The sequence below is a fragment of the Chitinophaga parva genome (genome assembly GCF_003071345.1).
Taxonomy (GTDB): domain Bacteria; phylum Bacteroidota; class Bacteroidia; order Chitinophagales; family Chitinophagaceae; genus Chitinophaga; species Chitinophaga parva.
Map to the genome: position 1 here is coordinate 261,868 of NZ_QCYK01000003.1, position 20,334 is coordinate 282,201.

16 protein-coding genes are annotated in these 20,334 nt (G+C 53.7%); 11 read left to right on the forward strand and 5 right to left on the reverse strand.

Translation table 11 applies throughout. The features are described from left to right. The first annotated feature begins 428 nt into the window (after positions 1-428). From DCC81_RS20355 to DCC81_RS20375, 5 genes are all read left to right on the forward strand, one after another. A complete protein-coding gene (locus tag DCC81_RS20355; protein WP_165806674.1) occupies positions 429-3,647 on the forward strand; it encodes a SusC/RagA family TonB-linked outer membrane protein in 3,219 nt (1,072 codons plus the stop codon). Between the two features lie 20 nt (positions 3,648-3,667). After that, a complete protein-coding gene (locus DCC81_RS20360) occupies positions 3,668-5,239 on the forward strand; it encodes a RagB/SusD family nutrient uptake outer membrane protein (protein ID WP_108688528.1) in 1,572 nt (523 codons plus the stop codon). Positions 5,240-5,265: 26 nt separating this feature from the next. Further along, positions 5,266-5,985, forward strand: coding sequence for a fasciclin domain-containing protein (locus DCC81_RS20365; protein WP_108688529.1), 720 nt, complete (start codon positions 5,266-5,268; stop codon positions 5,983-5,985). A 3-nt stretch (positions 5,986-5,988) separates the two neighbouring features. Continuing rightward, the gene (locus tag DCC81_RS20370) at positions 5,989-7,074 is read left to right on the forward strand and encodes a DUF5007 domain-containing protein (RefSeq protein WP_108688530.1); all 1,086 of its coding nucleotides are present in this window, start codon (positions 5,989-5,991) and stop codon (positions 7,072-7,074) included. Positions 7,075-7,237: 163 nt separating this feature from the next. Next, positions 7,238-9,580 carry a histidine kinase dimerization/phosphoacceptor domain -containing protein gene (locus DCC81_RS20375; protein WP_108688531.1) on the forward strand — a complete coding sequence of 781 codons (2,343 nt, stop codon included), beginning with the start codon at positions 7,238-7,240 and terminating at the stop codon, positions 9,578-9,580. Here DCC81_RS20375 and DCC81_RS20380 read toward each other — a convergent pair. Further along, a complete protein-coding gene (locus tag DCC81_RS20380) occupies positions 9,577-10,686 on the reverse strand; it encodes an acyltransferase family protein (protein ID WP_108688532.1) in 1,110 nt (369 codons plus the stop codon). The genes DCC81_RS20375 and DCC81_RS20380 overlap by 4 nt on opposite strands. A gap of 147 nt (positions 10,687-10,833) precedes the next feature. Between DCC81_RS20380 and DCC81_RS20385 the strand changes: the two genes are divergently transcribed. Further along, positions 10,834-11,793 (forward strand): quinone oxidoreductase family protein, encoded by a 960-nt coding sequence (locus DCC81_RS20385; protein ID WP_108688533.1) that lies wholly within the window; start codon positions 10,834-10,836, stop codon positions 11,791-11,793. 20 nt (positions 11,794-11,813) lie between these two features. On the opposite strand, the gene DCC81_RS20390 is transcribed toward DCC81_RS20385, so the two are convergent. Both DCC81_RS20390 and DCC81_RS20395 read right to left on the reverse strand, forming a co-directional pair. Next, positions 11,814-12,791 carry a phosphotransferase gene (locus DCC81_RS20390; protein ID WP_108688534.1) on the reverse strand — a complete coding sequence of 326 codons (978 nt, stop codon included), beginning with the start codon at positions 12,789-12,791 and terminating at the stop codon, positions 11,814-11,816. Positions 12,792-12,796: 5 nt separating this feature from the next. After that, complete coding sequence (locus tag DCC81_RS20395; protein WP_108688535.1) at positions 12,797-13,783, reverse strand: hypothetical protein; 987 nt, start codon at positions 13,781-13,783, stop codon at positions 12,797-12,799. Positions 13,784-13,916: 133 nt separating this feature from the next. Here DCC81_RS20395 and DCC81_RS20400 point away from each other — a divergent pair, with 133 nt between their 5' ends. Then, entirely contained in the window at positions 13,917-14,861 is a 945-nt protein-coding gene (locus DCC81_RS20400; RefSeq protein ID WP_240613034.1) for a sugar phosphate isomerase/epimerase family protein, read from the forward strand. A gap of 53 nt (positions 14,862-14,914) precedes the next feature. Here DCC81_RS20400 and DCC81_RS20405 read toward each other — a convergent pair whose 3' ends face one another. Together DCC81_RS20405 and DCC81_RS20410 are read right to left on the reverse strand one after the other, a co-directional pair. Beyond that, a complete protein-coding gene (locus DCC81_RS20405; protein ID WP_108688537.1) occupies positions 14,915-15,571 on the reverse strand; it encodes a spermidine synthase in 657 nt (218 codons plus the stop codon). A 110-nt stretch (positions 15,572-15,681) separates the two neighbouring features. After that, a complete protein-coding gene (locus DCC81_RS20410) occupies positions 15,682-16,740 on the reverse strand; it encodes an alpha/beta fold hydrolase (protein ID WP_108688538.1) in 1,059 nt (352 codons plus the stop codon). 240 nt (positions 16,741-16,980) lie between these two features. Here DCC81_RS20410 and DCC81_RS20415 point away from each other — a divergent pair, with 240 nt between their 5' ends. The 4 genes from DCC81_RS20415 (at position 16,981) to DCC81_RS20430 (ending at position 20,322) form a co-directional block, all read left to right on the forward strand. Further along, positions 16,981-18,396: an aldehyde dehydrogenase family protein gene (locus DCC81_RS20415; RefSeq protein ID WP_108689262.1), complete on the forward strand. Its 1,416-nt coding sequence runs from the start codon at positions 16,981-16,983 to the stop codon at positions 18,394-18,396. A 228-nt stretch (positions 18,397-18,624) separates the two neighbouring features. Next, entirely contained in the window at positions 18,625-18,891 is a 267-nt protein-coding gene (locus DCC81_RS20420; RefSeq protein WP_108688539.1) for a hypothetical protein, read from the forward strand. A 306-nt stretch (positions 18,892-19,197) separates the two neighbouring features. After that, complete coding sequence (locus DCC81_RS20425; RefSeq protein ID WP_108688540.1) at positions 19,198-19,626, forward strand: rhodanese-like domain-containing protein; 429 nt, start codon at positions 19,198-19,200, stop codon at positions 19,624-19,626. 24 nt (positions 19,627-19,650) lie between these two features. Continuing rightward, a complete protein-coding gene (locus tag DCC81_RS20430) occupies positions 19,651-20,322 on the forward strand; it encodes an ArsR/SmtB family transcription factor (protein WP_108688541.1) in 672 nt (223 codons plus the stop codon). Positions 20,323-20,334 lie beyond the last annotated feature (12 nt).

A 20,334-nucleotide genomic window follows, 5' to 3' on the forward strand; every position in this document is an offset into this window, starting at 1 on the left:
ACACACAAACGTTTGCGTGGCCAACTCAAACGTTTGTGCATGCGTAGGGGCCGCCCGGGCATTTTTATTTTATAGAAAACAGCCCTACTTTAGTTAAAGCGCTGTTAAAGTATAAAAAGCGCGTCAACCAAAAATCAAAGCGTAAAAGCGTTTGCAGGAGGGCCACGATCACAGGCATCGTAGCGTATGAGGGATCAGCCGCCTGTAACCAACCAGATCTGATAGCTGAACATAGTTTTTTCCGTCAATCAAAGTAAATCAACGTACAAGTAACTATTGCCTTAAGGCCAACCAAACCTGTATTAAAGCCAATAGTTCATCCAAACTTTCTCCATCGCAGTTACCTGTAAATTTTCACTTTCCCCGTGAAGAACGGGACGTGGTATGTCATGTCGTCATCGAACACTAACGCTCAAATAAAAAATCAAATGAGGGTACTTGTACTTTTTCTATTCCTTTTAGGGTGGGTGCAGCTTTCCACGGCGCAGCAACTGAAGGTAACCGGTGTAGTCACCGATACTTCAGGACAGCCGCTGGTGGGCGTTACCGTGCGGGAAGCCGCGACGAAGAACGGCACCGTGAGCAGGGAGGATGGCTCCTTTGCGCTTACGCTTACTAACAATGCCGCTACACTCAACTTTTCCTACATTGGCTATGCCCCGAGAAAATTACCCGCGCAAAGCGGCCGGATGAAAGTGGTGCTGCAGCATGATGCCAAATCCAGGCTGGATGAAGTAGTAGTGATCGGTGCGCAGCAACAGAGCCGCCGCCTTACCACCGCGTCTTATTCCACTGTAACGGCGCAGCAGATCGAAAACTTACCCGCCGCCAGCGTGGATGCGCTGCTGCAGGGACGTATAGCAGGTATGAACGTACAGATCACTTCCGGCGAGCCGGGGGTAGCGCCCACGGTAGTGGTGCGCGGCAACAGCCGGGTAAACACCAATATCGGTAACTCGCCTAACGTGGCCCAGGCCCAGGCCATGAGTGGCCCGCTGTACGTGATAGACGGCTTTCCCGTAAACCCTGAAGATATTGCCAATTCCAGTGAAGATGCCAATGGTAATACCAACATTACCGGTACCAACTACCTGGCTGGCATTAACATCAACGATATTGAATCGGTGGACGTGCAGAAAGATGCCGCCGCTACCGCCGCCTGGGGCTCCCGCGGTGCAAACGGGGTGATCTATATTAAAACCCGCAAAGGGAAAACCGGCAAACCGGAATTCCGCGTGAACGCGTACGATGGTTTTACCCAGCAACCACAATTGCTGAAGACCTACACCGGTGATGCAGAAAGAAAACTGAAGATGGATCTCATACGCCAGTATGCATCGCCCTCGCAGTTATTGAGCCTGCCGCATATCCTGGTAGACAGTCTCAATCCTAACTTTAACAACAATACCGACTGGCAGGGCCTGTTTTACCGCAACGGGGCCGTACGCAATGGGGATGTAACCATGTCCGGCGCCAGCGACATAGCCAACTACCGCGTAAGTGGTAACTACTACGATGAAAAAGGCATCATCGAGCAGTTTGGTTATAAACGCTATGCGCTGCGCGGTAATTTCGGGTTCAACATCAGCCCCAAACTCAGCGCACAACTGATCGTATCCCTCTCCAAGGGGGACCGCCAGCGCGGGCGCAAGATCAATAACAGTGACGACAACACGCCTTTCAGCGGGAAAGACCAGCCGGCGTCGTTCTACCGGCTCACTGCGTTTGACTCCGCCAATTTCTCAGGCCTGTACAGCAAGTTGCGCAACCTCAATACCGATAACTATTACAGTGCCTCTTTCTCCCTTAATTATCACATCCTGCCCTGGCTTAATTATACCTTCCAGGGATCTGGTAACGTGACCAGCACCAACAAAGATTATTTTGTGCCTTCTAACGTGGATGCCATTGCCGCCATGGACCCGGATGCAGATCCCCAGCCTTCCTACGCGGAGTCTGACCAGAGCAAATATTCCACTTACTTCATGAGCAACAACCTTACGGCTTCCCGCCGCTTTGGCCAGCATAACTTGGTGCTCACCGCCGGGCAGCAGTTCAATACGGACGAATCCACCGGCAACAGCGTATCCGGCTACAATGTGCCAAATAATGATATCCACGTGGTGAGCGGTATCCCGCAATCCGACCTGGCCGGGTTCTCTTATTACAAGAAAGATGCATTGCTATCACTCATGGGCCAGTTGCAGTACGACTACAAACGTAAGTACCTGCTTTATGGTTCTTACCGTGGCGATGCCTCTTCCCGCTTTGGAGCCAACAGCAAATGGGGATATTTCCCCGCGATCGGCGCCGGCTGGATCGTGTCTGAAGAGCCCTTTATGAAAGGTGAACAACTGGGCAAGATCGTAAGCCTGCTGAAACTGCGCGCCAGCTGGGGGATTTCCGGTTCCCAGTCGTCAGACTTTTACGCGCCTTACAACTCTTACGAGGTGTCCGGTACGTACGGCGGCTCTACCGCCATACAACCCAGCTACACCAATGGTCTTACCAAGAATGACCTTACCTGGTCCAAGACAGAGCAGAAGAATATTGGTATAGACCTGTCCCTGCTGGACAGCCGCATCAACGTAACGGTGGATGCTTACGATAAAGTATCCAAGGATGATTACTACAACTTCAACCTGCCATTCTACACCGGTTTCCAATCCGTGATGTTCAACGCACATGACCTGTGGGTGAGCAACCGCGGTGCGGATATTACCATCAATACGCATAACCTTTCACCCCGCAGCAAGCTCCAATGGAACTCACAGCTGGTGTTCACTTATAATAAGAACGCCATTGCGAAGCTGCCTAACAACAACCGGACGTTTGTAGTGGACGACTGGTATGGCGTATCCCGCCTGTATGCCGTGGGCCAACCCATTTACCGCATGTTCCAGATGCAGTACCAGGGCGTGTATAACAAAGCCGGCGATATTCCTTTCAATAAGCTGACCGGTAACCCGCTTACTTACTTCAAAGGCAACCACAAAGTATCCCCCGGTGACCCGATCTGGAAAGATGTGAATGGCGATGGTGACGTATGGAGCGGTGAAGATAATGGTGACCAGTATGGCGACCGCGTGGCCACCGGCGATCCCAATCCCCGCTTTACCGGTGGGTTCACCAACGACTTCTCCTACAAGAATTTCAGCCTTTCCGTGGTGTGCACCTTTACCTGGAAACGCACGGTGGTGAATACTTTCTACCAGCAGCAGATGGACGCCATTGGTGGTAGCATCAACAACTTTGCAGAGCGCCGGCTGCCCAACCTGGATGGAGTGAATTACTGGTCGCCAGCAAAAGCAGCGGCCGATCCGAACTACAAGGCAAACTTCCCTGCTATCAACCCGTTCAGCGGTTACTTCTACCAGTTCTTCCCCTTCTCGGATATGTGGAATGTGGATGGCAGCTACTTCAAGGTGAAGTCTGTTATTGCCGGCTACAGCCTGCCCCAGCAGCTTGTTAAACCGTTAAAGCTGAAAAGCATCCGCTTCTATTCTGTGCTGGACAACCTGGTGATCATCAAGAATAAAAAGAACACCATGCCGGACCCCGAAGCGGTGGACCAGCTTGGGATCTATACAGGTGGCCTGTTTCCGCAAGCCAAGAAGTACACACTGGGCGTAGACGTTCAATTCTAGAATCAACAAAACTGCTGACGATGAAATTTTCAATGTATAAAAAACTTTTAGGGATAGCGGCTGTGGCAACGGTAATGGGCACGGCGTGCAAGAAGCAGCTGTACCAGGGGCCCATTAGCTCTACCTACAGCCAGGAGTTCTGGACATCCCAGGGCTCCGTGGAGCAGGCTGCCGTGACCATGTATGGCCAGTTCCGGGCTAACCTGCGGGCCACCCCGGGAGGCATAGACCAGATGGAAGCTGCTCATTTTGTTTTCGGCGACCTGACCACCGGCTTATTCCTGCCGGCAGGGGGCGATGTGTTCCTGAACTATGGCGTGGCTTCCCCCAAGTTTAATTTCTCTTACATCCCTTACTGGGAAGGCACCCTGCTGAACTGGTCCCGCTTTTACCAGCAGATAGCGCAGTGCAACCTTATTCTGCAGAATGTGCCCGCCATGCCGGCATCTGCATTCACTTCGGAATCCGTACGCCAGGGTTACCTGGCAGAAGCCCGCTTTATGCGCGCCTATGCTTATTTCTACATGACCCGTGTATGGGGCGATCCTGTATATGTGAGCAACACGTATAACGATGTGGATTATGGTAAAATTCCGCCCCTGGCCCGCACACCGGAAAGCCAGGTGCTGGACAGCTGCCTGGATGATCTTCGCAAAGCCGCACCGGTACTGGATTTCAGTGGAGGGGACCCTGCCAAGACTACCCGGGCAAACCGTGGCAGCGTATACGCATTGATGGCACATGTCTTTGCCTGGAAACACCAGTATGACAGCGCACATTATTATTGCCAGCAGGTGATAGACCATGGTGGCTATAGTCTGGAGCCTATGAACAGCTACACGAATATCTGGGCGGGCATGTCTTCCCATGAAAGCATTTTTGAGCTGCCGATGCTGTACAATGCCAATGATCCCAACTTTAAAGGTGGAGGCGACTGGGCGGAAGCGCAGTTCAACTGCTTTGGCACTTTCCTGAAAGGGCAGATCGTGGATGACAAGCACAGCTCCTGCTGGATTGCCCCTGCGGGCAATGACCACCTGTTTGAAGGCGTGCTTTTTGACACGGCCACAGACCTGCGTTATCATGCTGCTTTCAAGTATATGCCGGCTGGCAATGGAGACCTTGCGGGTTACATGCTCACCAAGTACACCCGCTTTGCTTACGGGGACGCTTCTGCCAAACAATATGCTTACGTGAATAATGACCTGGTGCTGCTGCGCCTTTCCGACATCTACCTGCTCAACGCGGAAGCCCTGGGCTACCTGGGCGATGTAGCGGGTGCCAAGACTAACCTGGCCTTTACAGAAGACCGCGCGGGCATCAGCAATTATAAAGCCGTCACAGACGCCTACTCCGTGATAGATGAAGCGGTGATGGAGCGGGGCCGCGAGCTGGCCGGTGAAGGCACCTGGTTCTATGACCTGGTGCGCACAGAGCCCACGCAGCAATGGCTGGAGTACATCGGCTATACGGCAGACCGCGTGCAGCCCAGCCAGAAAGGCTATTACTGGCCGCTGGATATGGCGAGCCTTTTCCCGTATGATAATCTGCTTACTCAAAATATTTACTGGGCCGCGCACAGTGGTAAATAGGCTTTACGGACTTAAAACAACTTTGTATGAAAAAACACTTTATAACTGGTATGGGCCTGTTGCTGATGGTGCTTGTTTTCTGTGCATCCTGCAATAAGGATTACATCGTGGGTGGTGTAAAGACCGATCCTAACCAGTACAAGAACACCAGCACCTATGACGTAATGAAAGGCAACCCGCTGCTTTTTGATACCGTGCTGCAATTGATAGATGCGGCGGGTATCAAGGACCAGGTGAATGCCAGTGGCACTACTTTCTTTGCACCCACGGACAACGCGGTGTACTATTATATGCAAAGCCGTACAGTGCTGCTGCAAGGCACGGTGGACCAGTATGCGAAATTTGGGCTGGACTCCCTGTTGTATTACCTGAAGAACAATATCGATGGCACCCGTGACTCACTGCAAATGTACCTGGTGCATACGCCGCTGCCTTTCAGCGCGCTGACGAACCATGGGACTAAATATCCCACCGGCCTGTTAAACGATACAGCGATCGTTTCCTATGAGTTTACCAAAGACGAGAACCTGGGGTATAACTCATTGGTGTCTAATGTGCCGCAGGTGGAATACTACACGCACCTGTGGGCGCCTTTCCCACTGGGACCTAATTTGCCGATAGATAGCATGCCTTCTGAAATTGGTGTGCACTCGCTCATGCAAACGGCCGGCGTCACCACCCAGAACGGGGTGCTCAATGTGTTTGCCACCGGGCATATCTTATTCTTTTACGGTACCAAACAATAATAAATGATGAAGCAGCAATACCTGAAGATCATGGGCATGGTACTGGCCCTCTCTGCCTGTACCAAAACAGGGGACGGATTCCTGAGCCCCACAATGCAATACTCGGTGACCACCTTCACGGTGAAGAAAGGCCAGATCGCGTCTTCCAACTCACTGGTGTCTGATGGGTCTACCATTCCCCTCACCGTAAAGTGGACCCACATCTACGATGAAAAGGGAAACATTGTAGACACGATGTTCACTCACAAATACACCGTGGGTGTATGGACCTCTGGGTACAATGCGGCTACTGACAGCAATTATGCGCTGATCATGGCCAAACGCAGTACGGAAGAACTGCCCCCGCTGATCGTCAATGAAACCAGTGGTGTGATACAGGCCAACAGTGGCACCCTGAACCTGCCCGCCGGCACTTACACCATGGACCTGGAAGTTTCCAACGCTGCGGGCAAGCAGGAACTGAAACATGCCATGACCATTGTACTGCAGGAGGGCAAAACAATAGAGACCTCGCCGGAAACCGGCAACTATAGCCTGGGACGGCTGAATGCCAATACCGCCGGCGCGCCGCCCAACTCCGGGATCTTCAACAATACCAACAATCCTTTTGTGATGGAAACCATCACCCGGTTGGCAGACACGCCCAATACGCTGCTGGTAAAGATCCAGGACCGTTTTGGCACACCGTTCAATCCCAAGAAAGGGGAGTGGAAGAAGCGCCCCGCCTCCGGCCTGAACCCGGTGCCGCCTTACCTGCAAAACCTGGAATACTATTCCCCGGATACGTACGAGGCCAGGGACGAAGGAATGTTCATCCGCTTCCCGCTTACGCCCTTCCCGATCAATTCACTGGGGAATGGCTATAACATGTACTACATCCTGCCCACCAAGTTCGTGCACATAGACAGCACCTCCTCCTGGTCTGCCAATACCGCGCCGGGCACGTATTACAAGGGGACGGCAGATAGCCATTACCTGGGCGTGTTCAAAGACGACCTGTACGATTTCTCGCTGCGCATTCCGCTGCGCATCCAGGTACCGGGATCATATGAGATCACGTTGAAGATGCTGGATGTAACCCACCGCTGATAGTTTTTAGTTCATAACGGGAGCCCGCGCAGCGTATGCTGTGCGGGCTTTTGCATTTGTACAAATGAGCCGGAATGTTGCATATTTTGATACCGGGAACGGGGCCCTGCGCTTTTCCGCGGCGGCCGGTGGAAAAGCGGTAGAAAAAGCTTTAATTTAGAGGGTGTTTCCCTTCAAAATATGGTACGCCTTCCACTACTTCGGGCGCTTCCGCGCACCGGCCCTGCTATGCGCCATATTCACGGTGCTGGGCGGCCCTGTGTCCTTTGCACAGGAGATCAACCGGGCGATGGTCAATAAACTGAAAACGGAGCTGGCGCACACCGGTGCGGATACCAACCGGGTGCGGGTGCTGGTGGAACTGGGGGAATACCAGTTGTTCAAACCCGGGGAAGCCACGGCAGATCTGGACACCGCCCGCCACTACCTGGATGAGGCGCAACGCCTGAATGACGCACTCGGCTCGGGGAAATGGGGGCAGCGCATTGAAAGCGTGAACGTGATGTGGTATATGGAAAAGGGCGATTCCCTGGTCTCGCGCCAGCGCTACGCGCGCCTGCTCCAGGCATGTGTTAATGCGGGGAACTGGGACTGTGCTGGCCTTTCAGCCCTGCGCATGGGCGTGTGGCTGAACAATGCGCCCCACAGCCATGCGGACGCCCTTCAGCAGTATGCAATGGCCACCGCATTTTACCGCGCTGCAAAGAACAAGGAAGGGGAGCTGGCCGTAGCCCGGGAAATAGCGGTGGTGCACATGTACGAAGGCCGGAACGACCTGGCGGAAACCGAACTGCTGGACGTGCTGGCCCGCTATAAAGCAATGGGCTATTCCCGTGTACAGGTGATCTACAACCTGCTGGCTACCATTTACCGCATGAAGGGTGATTTTAAAACGGGGCTGGATTACAGCCTGAAATGCGTGGAGACCATGGAGCGCACCGGCGATACCGCGCGGGCCCCCGCTTTCTATGGCGACCTGGCCCGCATGTACTATGAAGTAGGCAACCGGGATAAGAGCATGGAATATTACCAGCTATCACTGGCCAAATGGAGGCAGGAAGCCTTGCCGCACTTTGCCATGTACCTCACTGCCGGCTACATTGTACGGGATATGATCGCACAGGGGAAAGCACCGGAAGCCCTGCACCTGTTGCGTGGGCTGGTGGCGGATATTCCACCCATTACCCGCATCCAGAAAGCATGTGTGGCCCAGCACCTGGCCTATTGCTATGATGCGATGGCTGATGATGCACAGGCCGAAAAATATTACCTCGAAGCGGTGGACCTGTTTGAGAAAAAACAATTATCAGAAATATCACTGGAAGCAGAGCGCGACCTGGGTGAATTTTATATGCGCAAAAAGCAATGGGCCAAAGCTTCCGCTGCGCTGGAACGCGCGCTCACCGGTCAGCCGGATCAAACCGCCCTGGCCACCATGCGCGACCTGCACCTCATGCTCTTTACCGTGGATTCTGCACTGGGCAATTACCGCGCGGCCATCCATCACCTGCACCTGCAAAAGCTGCTCAACGATTCCATCTTTGGCGGTAATAAAACACAGCAGATAGAAGAACTGCAGGTGCGTTATGAAACCTCGAAGAAGGAGCAGGAAATACGCCTGCTCATGCAACAGGCACAATTGACACAGGCGGAGCTGGACCGGCAAAAGCTGATGCGCAATGTGATCATCGTGATGACCGCCCTGCTGCTCCTGCTCTTTATCATGGGCTTTAACCGGTATCGCCTCAAGCAAAGGAACCATCGCCTGCTGGAACAGCAACAGCAGCTGATACAGCAAAAAAATGTATCGCTGGAAAACATGATATCGGATATGGATGTGCTGCTGCAGGAAAAGGGAAAGCTGCTGGATGAAAAGGAATGGCTGGTCCGCGAGATCCATCACCGTGTGAAGAATAACATGCAGATCGTTATCAGCCTGCTGAACAAGCAGGCCGGTTATCTTTCCAATGCAGATGCAGTAGCGGCCCTGCGCGAAAGCCAGCAACGGTTGCAGGCCATGTCACTCCTGCACCAGAAGCTGTACCAGGAAGATGCACTGTCCGTGGTGAGTATGGCCGTTTACATCCAGGACCTGGTACGTGATATCCGTGAATCGTTTGACCGTCACACCCGCTTTGAATTGCACATTGCACCGGTGGTGCTGGAGGTTTCCAATGCGCTGCCGCTGGGCCTTATCCTCAACGAGGCTATTACCAACGCGCTGAAGTACGCCTTCCCCGCTGGCCGCGATGGCCGCATCCGCATTGTGCTGGAGGAAGCAGCGCATGGGGAATTGCGCCTCACAGTAGAAGACAACGGCGTAGGACTGCCGCCGGATTTTGACCTGGAAACCCACAGCTCCATGGGCCTGCACCTCATAAAAATGATGAGTGAGCAACTCAATGGCACCTTTCATATTCACAGCCATGGCGGTACGGTACTGACCATTCACTTCCACAATATGAAAACCACCGACGGGCCCACGGTCTTGCTGGCGGCAAACTAAGCCCACTTCTTTTGCAGCCACCTCCGCACCGGCTCATCGTACCACTTTAAGCAGGCATATGCTACGGCAATGGAGCCAAAGAACACGAGTGCAGCCACGGGCCAGGCCTGCGCCAGGCTTTTGTGGGTGGCACTGATCCAGCCCGTGTAGATGTAAATGAAAGGATAGTGCGTGATGTAAATGGGATAGGAGATGTTGCCCAGGAACTTACAGAAACGGGCGGCTTTGCCTGTGAGCACTGCACCACTGGCGCCCATGTAAATGATGAGGGGAAATACCAGGATGATCACGGCAGATTCGTATAAGCCATTCATCCACGGATGCTCCAGGCCACCCAGGCGCGGGAAGGCCAGTACAAAGAGCAGGAGCAGGGAGCACCACAGGAACGCGTTTTTTACGTGTGTGAGTTGGGCCGCGCGGTAGAGGAGCAGGCCTGCAAAGAAAGGATAACACAGGCGGCTGAAGCCAATGCCGGTTTGCTTCCAGTCCAGCGCCCATCCACCTATTACATCACCCTGCCCGCTGCATACGGTTTGATACACCAATGCACCGGCCGACAAAACCACCAGTACCCCCAGCAGGAATTTAGGGAAATGCCGCACCACCAGGGCATAGAGGATGTTGCCAATGTATTCAAAATAGAGGGACCATGCCGGCCCGTCCAGCGGGTGCATTTCAGACCAACCGCGGATGTCCTGCGATACCGGCAAAGGCAGCAGGGTAGCGCCGAGCAGCATACACGCGATCACCTTCCATGCTGGCACCGAGGCAATGATCGGAAAAGCAGGGGAGGTACCCCAGTAAAAGCAGATGGCGCCGATCACGGAACCCATGACCACCATGGGTTGCAGGCGGATGAGGCGGCGTTTGAAAAAGCCGGCAACGGTCATTTGTCCCCAGCGGTTGTCGTACGCATAACCGATCACGAAGCCGGATAAAAGGAAGAAAAAATCTACTGCCAGGTAACCGTGGTTGATAATAAGATTTACGGGTTCCGGTGCATGGGTTTCGCAGAGGTGGAAGAGCACTACCTGCAGGGCGGCAACGCCGCGCAGGCCGTCCAGGATCATGAAGTGGGGACGGGTGGTCGTGGAATTGGCATTCATGTCAGTAAAAAGGATTTTGGCTACAATTACAGAAAATTGGAAAAATGACGGGTAAGATAGGGAAAAGGGGGAGAAACGCTACTCACTTTTTTGATAACATTTGTTATTGTTTTCTACGCTTCCCCGGGGGTACTTTGAGAAAAAAACATGCAAGCAGCCGTAATCTATCCGCAGGGCGGAATGCCAGAATACACTACATGCCCCGAGCCGCAAGCCCAGGGGGAAGACCAGGTACTGGTCGCCGTAAAAGCGGTATCACTCAAGCATTTTGATAAAGGCCGCGCCACCGGCCAGCACTATTCATCTTCCGCACCCCGCGAGGGTGGCCGCATTCCCGGTGGTGATGGTGTATGCCTGCTGCCGGATGGGCGCCGCGTATATGGTATGGGCACCACCGGCATGCTGGCAGAAAAAGCGGTGATCGAGAAAGACCGCATCGTGCCTGTGCCGGATAACCTGGACGATGCCATCGCCGCTGCGCTGCCCAATGCCGTGATAGGAGCCGCCATGGCACTGCGCTTCAAGGCAGACATACAACCCGGTGACGTGGTGCTCGTGAACGGTGCCACCGGCTTCACCGGCAGGGTAGCAGTGCAACTGGCCAGGCACTATGGCGCTGGTAAGGTGATCGCTACCGGGCGCAATGTAGCGTCCCTGGAAGAACTGAAGTCCCTGGGCGCAGATGACACGGTGTCTCTTTTACAGGACGATGAGGCCCTGCTCACGCAATTCAAACAACTGCAGCCGGACGTCGTAATAGACTATCTCTGGGGCCACAGCGCGGAGCTGATCCTGGCCAGCCTGAAAGGCCAGGGCGGCTTTACACCGCACGTACGCTTTGTATCCGTAGGCGCCATGGCCGGCGACATCATCCAGCTCTCCGCCGCAAATCTGCGCAGCGTGAACCTTCAGCTCACCGGCTCCGGCCTGGGCGCCTGGACCCGCGGGCAGGTAAAACAATTATTCAGCACCCTCTTACCGGAAGCCTTTGCACTGGCAGCGGCAGGTGCGTTGCAGGTAAAGACCACCACCGTACCCCTGGAAAATATCAGCACGCTCTGGAACCAGGATGTATCCAACGGAGAAAGGCTGGTGGTACTCATTTAACCATTGCAACGAACAACTGGCTAACCAACTGTTTGCAACGCCGCCTCAAACCGCGCGCTCCGCATGTTGTGCAGCGCTTCGTTGAACATTGCATGTCCGTAAAAGAGCTGGCTTTTTGCACCGCGGAGATCCAGCTGGCCCGCCTGCGCCATCTCACCGATCTGGCGTAGCCGGGTTTCCTGTATTTGCGGGTATTCCGCCAGCAGCGCAGGAATAGCGGGAGCAGCCAGCTGGAACATCATCAACGCATACACGATGTAACAGGTTTGCCGCATTAAAAAGAGACGGGCCTGTTCAAATGTGCCGGGTGCATCAAAATAAGTGCTGAGCAGCGCGGCTTCCAGCTCAGGGGAGGATGCAAAGGAGTTGGCCGCAATGGCCAGGTCTGCATAACGGTCATTGGTGAAGGCTGCATCCCAGTCAATGACGTACACCTGTGTGCCGTCATAGAGCACGTTGGTGGGGTTCAGGTCGTTGTGGCTGGCCACCAGGTCCACGTGGTGCCAGGGTATTTTTGCATACCCGCTGAATACCTCATCATATAGTGCTCCCTGGAGCGTGGCCGCCTTGCGGAAACCCGCTATCAGTTGGGCAACAAGCGCCTGCATGTTACCTTGCCTGGCAAAGGGCGGCATGTCATGCATGCGGCGGATGGTCTGTGCCACGGCGGTCACCATCTCTACCGGCGAGGCGAATGCACTGCGTACTGGTTTGCCGGCAATGAAAGCACTGATGCAGATGCCCTGCGCTTCGCTGGCATACAGCACCGCTGGCGCTATACCCGCGCTGGCGGCGGCCTGCTGGCATTCGTAATTGGTGCCGGGAGCATCTAATTTCAATACATAGGCGTTGCCGGCCGCCTCCACGCGGTAAACGGTGGCATTGGAAAGACCGCCAGATAACTGGCTAACGGTAACGGGCATACGCTCAAAAGCAGCGGTCAGCGCTTCGGTTACGGCAGCTTGGCGTTCTGCGGGAATGAATTCGGGAAGTTGCATGTTAGTTATTTTTTTACAATGCTGTTGATCTCGGCGAGCAGGCGCTCAATTTTACGGGAATCGCGCAGGGTGGCGATGGGGAGGTTACCGGTTTTACCGGAGCCTGCCCGCTGATATTTGAGGCTTACGGCAGTGTGGGTGTATATCCCGTTCCTATGGTGGCGCACCAGGTGCACATCCACGATGTTGTCAAAAGGAATTTGGGTGCCGCCGGCCCAGCTGGGTGCTTTCTTTTCAATGAGGCGGGTGCGGGTGTTGAAATTGATAGGGGTGAAGAGTGTGCCCAGTATGATGGCGCCCACCACCACGCACGCGCCGCCAATGCCCCATTGCCTGATGGCCCCCATATCACTGCCCGCATAGAGGATGTAAACGCCCAGGGCTATTGCACACGTCCCCACGATCACGTTGGTCGCCTTTTTTACTTTTACCGTAAACACATCGTCCGCCCAGGTGAAGTATTCATATTCCGTGATCACGGTGGGCTGGGGTGCGGCTGCGGGTGCGGCGGCATCCAGGAATTGATGCACGGCAGGGATCACGGTCTGGCTGAAATCCTCGGCCCGCTTGTCTTTTTGGCCATAACCACTGGATACGGTAATGCCTTTGCCGTATTTGTCGGCATTGTACACCAGGCGGTATACGATACCCGCGCCGGCACCGACACGCTGTATCAATTTAATGCCATAGAGTTTTTCAAACGGTACATTCAGTACCGGTATGAATCCGAACAATACCTTGCGCATGCGCAGGGTGTTACGGTCAAATTCAATGTAGGTAAAGCCATGCAGGATAAAGCCGGCAGATACCAGCAGGGCCAGTACCAGCAGGGTATTGTACTCGGGGAGCTGGTTACCTGGCAGCAGGTGGAGCGCGGTGATCAATCCAATAAAAATGAGGCCTAATGCGCCACCAAGAATGAATAGTTGTCCGAAGGGGTAGAGTGTGATACGGTCTGCTGTAATGTTCCAGCGGGTTTTTGAGATTGACATAATTTAGTTTCGTTTAACAAATGGCGCCCAAAGGTAATGCTAAACAGTGAATTTTATCCGGTTTAGTGAAGGAGAATGCTTATATTTCATTCAAATATTCCACATTATGTACAACAGGCGTAATTTCCTACAGATGACGGCCCTTGCGGCTGCCGGCACCATGCTGGCATCCAAAGGCCTGCTGGCCAAGCCGGCCCCCGCCGCGCTTAATGCCGTGGGCTTACAACTTTACACCCTGCGTGATGAACTGGCCAAAGATGCAAAAGGCACGATCGAAAAAGTAGCCGCCGCTGGCTATGCCCACGTAGAAACTTTTTACCACTACACCACCGCTACTGCAAAAGCGGATTACTGGGGACTTACACCCAAAGAACTGAAAGCGCTGCTGGCAGCCAACAACCTGAAGACCTACAGTGGCCACTACCAGCTCAATGATTTCCTGACCCGCGGCAATGGCAATATGGATGCGCTCAAGATCCAGCTGGAAATTGCCCAGGAGTTGGGCCAGCACTACCTGGTGGTGCCCGTACCGCCCTTCATGCTCATTGACAAAATGAAAGCAGCAGACTACCAGTTCATGGCGTCCCAGATGAATAAAGCCGGGGAGCTGTGCAAAAAAGCCGGTATGCAACTGGGCTACCACAACCACTTCTGGGAATTTAAAACCCAGGACAACGGTAAAACCGGCTACGACATCCTGCTCAGCGAAACCCAGAAAGACCTTGTGATCTTTGAACTGGACCTGTTCTGGATCACCAAGGCAGGCTTCAAACCCACAGATTATTTTAAGAAGTATCCCGGCCGGTTCCCCATGTGGCACGTAAAGGATATGGACAAGAATATGCCCAATCCCATTCCTGCAGACAGCCTCAATCACGGGCATGTAATGAATATTGTGCAGTCTATCCGCTACGCAGAAGTAGGTTCCGGGGTGGTGGATTTCAAGGATATTTTTGCCGCGCAAAAGACCGCGGGCTTAAAACACATTTTCGTAGAGCAGGACAATATTTACATGAGCGATAAGTTTGAAAGCATCAAACAAAGCATCGATTACATTAAGCAACACCTGCTCAAATAATAACACGTTCTTAAAATTTTTGAAGGGCTGCATTCACCTGGATGCAGCCTTTTTTATTGCACGGCCGCATGGCATACAAACACATGGTTCACGCCAAATTCAATGACATCCGTGTCCGGGAAAGCCGCGTAGATCATGGCTTCCAGCGCCAGGAACTGGTCCCGGTCATTGCGGATATAATTAAGGATGAGGATGCCCTGGGGGGCCATTGCAGCCTGGCATTGGGCAAAGAACGCCGGCGTGCGCACGTAATCCGGCACGCTCTGTCCCAGGAAAATGTCCACGATGAGCAGGTCATAATGGCGGCGTTGCTGCTGCAGGTATTGGTATGCATCCGCGCATACCAGTTCCGCATCTGTATGTGGGGGCAGCAGTTGCGCCGCTATCTGCAGGATGCTGTCGTCCACATCCACCAGTGTGTAGCGGGGATGCACGCCATATTGGTGCAGCAGGTGCACGCCCGCGGCCAGGCCGGTTCCCAGCATAAGCACCTGGTGTATATGGGGAAAGTGGCGGCGGATGGTGGGCAGGGATTTGGCCAGGGGGCGGTATCTACGGAGATCGCTGTACAATGCGTCCTTGGTGGAGAGTTGTAACTGTCCCCGGTACAGGTGCAGGTCCAGCACGGGATGTACGCCGCTGCTTTGTGTTTGCAGCAACACAGGGGTGATAAAACTGAGTAAGCGTTTACCTGGGGTGATCTGGTGCATGATGCAAGGATTCCTGCCATTAGCATCAAAATTTGCGCCTGAAATAAATGGACAGCGGCACGCAGGCTCACGGGCCGCATGCCGCTGTTGTATATATGGAGTGATTGTATTTATGCCATGTGCGCTGCTTCCACAATGGCTGCCGCAAAGGCTTCCGGGGCTTCCTGGGGCAGGTTGTGGCCAATGCCGCCGGTGATAGTATGGTGCACATACTTGCCGGCAAACTTACCTGCATACGCCGCCGGTGCAGGATGGGGTGCGCCGTTGTTGTCGCCTTCCAGCGTAATGGAGGGCACCGTGATCACGGGGAAGACGGCCAGTTTCTGTTCCAGGGTATCGTACTGGCGTTCACCATCTGCCAGGCCCAATCGCCAGCGGTAGTTATGGATCACGATGGCCACGTGGTCGGGGTTTGCTTCCAGCTCTTTGACAGAAGCAGCGAAGGTGGCATCGTCAAACTTCCAGGAAGGGGAGGCCGTTTGCCAGATCAGCTTTGCAAAATCAGCGGTGTGCTGCTGGTAACCCTGCTGGCCGCGCTCCGTGGCAAAATAGAACTGGTACCACCAGCTGAGCTCTGCCGCGGGGGGCAAGGGAGCCTTGTTAGCCTGCTGGCTGCCAATGAGGTAACCGCTTACAGACACCAGCGCCTTGCAGCGCTCCGGCCACACGGCGGCCACAATGCAGGCGGTCCTGGCCCCCCAGTCGAAGCCACCGATAACGGCGGTTTTAATGTTCAGTGCATCCATAAAGGCAATAACATCGGCTGCAATAGCACCCTGCTGCCCGTTGCGCGGTGTTTGCGCTGCAAGGAAACGGGTGGTGCCGTGCCCGCGCAGGTGGGGCACCAGTACGCGGTAGCCCTGTATGGCCAGTTGCTGTGCCGCCGCCGCAAATGCGTGGATGGTGTAAGGCCACCCGTGCAGCAGGATAACGGGCTGCCCGTTTGCCGGGCCTACCTCCGCATAACCAACATCCAGTACACCGGCCTTCACCTGTTTAATGTCTTTGAAAACAGGGGACGGTGCAGGCAGGCGGTTGTTATCACTGGTCGTGGACAGCCGTTTGCCGGTAGCGGCCAGGCCTTGCAGGGGATTCAATGCAGCGGCCAGCAGGGTGAGGGCACCGGCGCCTAAAAAACTTCTGCGATCATACGGAGTAATTGCTTTCATGACGTTCTTTTTTATGGATCGCTGTAATAAGTGTTGGTGTGTTGGGATGATGTAAAGGTAGGAGGGGGGCAGCTTCCCGGCCAGCAGTTTTAGGGTGAACCGGGCAAATCCGGGACTGAAACAGACAAGTATATAGCTTAATAAATGAGGTAGATCCCGGAGCTTTAGCACAAAATTATTTGAGCTGTGCAACAAAATTGAGGCTTGCACCGCGATGTAGTTTTGCATAAAAACAAAGCCATGAAACAGATAGATCGTATTTACATCAACGGGCAGTTTGTAGCCCCGAAAGGAACAGCAACCGCAGACATTATCAGCCCGGTGGATGGCACCATTGCTTCCCGGCTCACGTATGCCAATGAAGCCGACGCGCAGGACGCCATTATCGCCGCCAGCCGTGCACAGGCCACTTATGCGCAATCCACGCTCCCGGAGCGCGCGGGCTACCTGCAACGCATACACGATGAGATCATGCTGCGCATGGATGCACTGATAGAAGCTACCATCGTGGAGTACGGCGCCACCCGCGAGCGCGCCAAATGGTCTAACATGCTGGCGGCTACTACTTTTACCGGCTTTATCCCGGTGATGGAAAAATATGCATTTGAAAAACCGGTCAATGAATCTACCGTGATCATGGAGCCGGTGGGCGTATCTGCCATTTTTACCCCGTGGAATTCCAGTTCCGGCTCCATCGCCGTAAAGCTGGCGCCCGCGCTGGCAGCTGGTTGCGCGGTGATCATCAAGCCCAGTGAATTCAGCCCCTGGCAGGCGCAGCTCATCATGGAAGCCATCCACGCAGCAGGATTGCCCGCCGGTGTGGTGAACATGGTGAATGGCCGCGGGGATGTGATCAGTAAAGCACTGATGGAAAGCAACAGCGTTACCAAGATCGCTTTCACCGGCTCCACCACGGTAGGTAAAATGATCGCACAGCAAGCTGTGCGTACGATGAAACGACTCACCCTGGAACTGAGTGGTAAATCTGCCAACATTATCCTGGAAGATGCGGATCTCTCCAAAGCCTTGCCCCTGGCCCTGCAGGCCATCTTCATGAACAACGGGCAGGCCTGCATTGCGGGTTCCCGCCTGCTGGTACCGGCCGGTAAACTGGACGAAGTGAAAGTGGGTTTACTGGAAGCCTATCAAACATTTAAAGTAGGCAACCCCAATGATGCCACGGTGAATATAGGCCCTGTAGCCAGCCAGCAACAATTTGACCGCATACAGCGGTACATCCAGGTTGCGCTGGATGAAGGCGCCACACTGATTGCCGGTGGCCTGGGCCACCCTGAAGGCCTGGAACAAGGGTTTTATGTGAAGCCCACGATCTTCATGGATGTAAATAACCAGATGCGCATCGCCCGCGAGGAAGTGTTCGGCCCCGTGCTCACAGTTATACCGTATCAAAATGAAGACGAAGCCATTGCCATTGCCAATGATACGGAGTATGGTCTTATGACCTACTTCAGCACCACCGATGTGGACCATGCTAAACAACTGGCCCGCCGCGTGCAGTCTGGCCGTGTGCTCATCAATACCCTGAAACATGATCCCCTGGCTCCTTTTGGTGGTTTCAAACATTCCGGCATAGGCCGCGAGAACGGAGACTTTGGCATAGAAGCCTTCCTGGAACCGAAGGCGTTGATTGTTTGATCGTACAGCGTACAGTGTACAACGTACAACGTACTTTCCCCTGTTGTGTGATGGCCTTGTTAAATTTAATGGATGATGTTGTTTGAAAATTACAGGTTTAACAATCGCGGTACGTTGTACGTTGTACACTGTACGTTGTACATTTGTTAACGGAATCTTAAAAAGCGCCGTGGCATGGCAAAACGGAATCATTCTTGTTTTACCGTACACGAACTAAAAATTTGAACCATGGCAAAGAACAACATCGAACACGTAAAGAACGAAATTCAACAGCTGGCCATCGGCAACTACAGGAGCTATCCGCAGGATTACGAAACTTCCGGTACAGCAGTAATACAGAACATCGAATCTTTGGCAAAAGGATATTGGGACAGCCGCATGGATAAAGAAATAACGCGCGACGAGCGTTTAGGTATTAGTCTCAACGATTACCAGCAATGGACCAAGGAAGCCTACGATGCATTTATGAAGGCAAACGGACATTCTTTGAACTAAAACATACCTTGGATACACGAAAGCGGGAAGATCAGTGGTGGTCTTCCCGCTTTTTTTGTAACCGGTGTAAGTGGTGATACTGGTGGTTTGCGTTCTACTGCAGGCCGTTGTGAACCTGGCCCACGTATTAAAACCCTCATTAAAAGTATTGATGAGATTGCCTTCCAGTTTACTTTCCCGGCAATGGTGGTATAGGCTTTGATGAGGGCACTGAGTGTTTGCGGTTGTCAGTTTTTCAATCCCCGGGCAAAAACCTATTCAACGAGTTTATTGAATAGTTGTTTACCTTTGAAGTAAAACGATCTCATGAAGTACATAATATCCTGCCTGTTCCTGCTGGCCGCATTCATCCTCCCCACGCATGCGCAGCAAAAAGACCCGTGGACGAGCGCCCAGTTGATGGAACCGGGTACACTGGCCGCCAGGATCAATGCCGGCCAGACCAAAGACCTCGTGGTCCTCTGCATTGGCCCCGGTGCCCTGGTAAAGGGTTCTGTGGACATAGGCCCTGCCCACGAAGCGGCCGGCTTGCAGCACCTGAAAGCCTACCTGCAGCAGGTAGACCGTAGCAAGACCGTTGTGATCTACTGCGGCTGCTGCCCGTTTGACAAATGTCCTAACATCCGCCCGGCTTTTGCAGAACTGACGGCCATGGGTTTTAAGAATGCCCGCTTGCTGGATCTGCCCCGGAACCTGAAAGCGGATTGGCTGGATAAAGGGTATCCGAAACAATAACGCCATGGCCCTCAATCCTGCCATATGAATAAGCGAGATTTCAAGGATAAGGTGTATGCAGAGCTGACCAGGGTAACGAAGGCGCTGGCCAACCCCCACCGGCTGGAGATCATAGACCTGCTGGCACAGGGCCCGTTTGCAGTGGAAGTAATAGCCGGCTACACAGGATTGTCTGTAGCCAATGCCTCCCAGCACCTGCAAACGCTTAAACAGGCAAACCTGGTGAGCATGACACGGGACGGCAATTTTATACGGTACCGCCTGGCCGGGGAAAATGTGTTCAGCGCATGGTCCGCGCTGCGGGAACTGGGCACGGCCTGCAATGCTGCTGTGGAGAAAGTGGTCACTGACTTCCGGAAGGGCCATGGTGGCCTGGATGCGGTAGATGCCATGACCCTGGCTAAAATGCTGGCAAAAGGACAGGTGATCCTGCTGGATGTAAGACCGGAGGAAGAATATGACCGCGGGCATATTCATCGGGCTATTTCCATGCCAGTGGCGCAGCTCCGCAAACACCTCGATGCATTGCCGAAAAGCAAGCTGATAGTGGCCTATTGCCGTGGCCCTTTCTGCGTGTACGCGGATGAAGCGGTGGCATTATTGAAGAAGAAAGGATACAAAGCCACCAGGTTAAATGAAGGATTCCCGGACTGGGCCCTGATGGGATTACCGGTGGAGGTGCCGGCACTGTCCTGAAAAATAGATTAT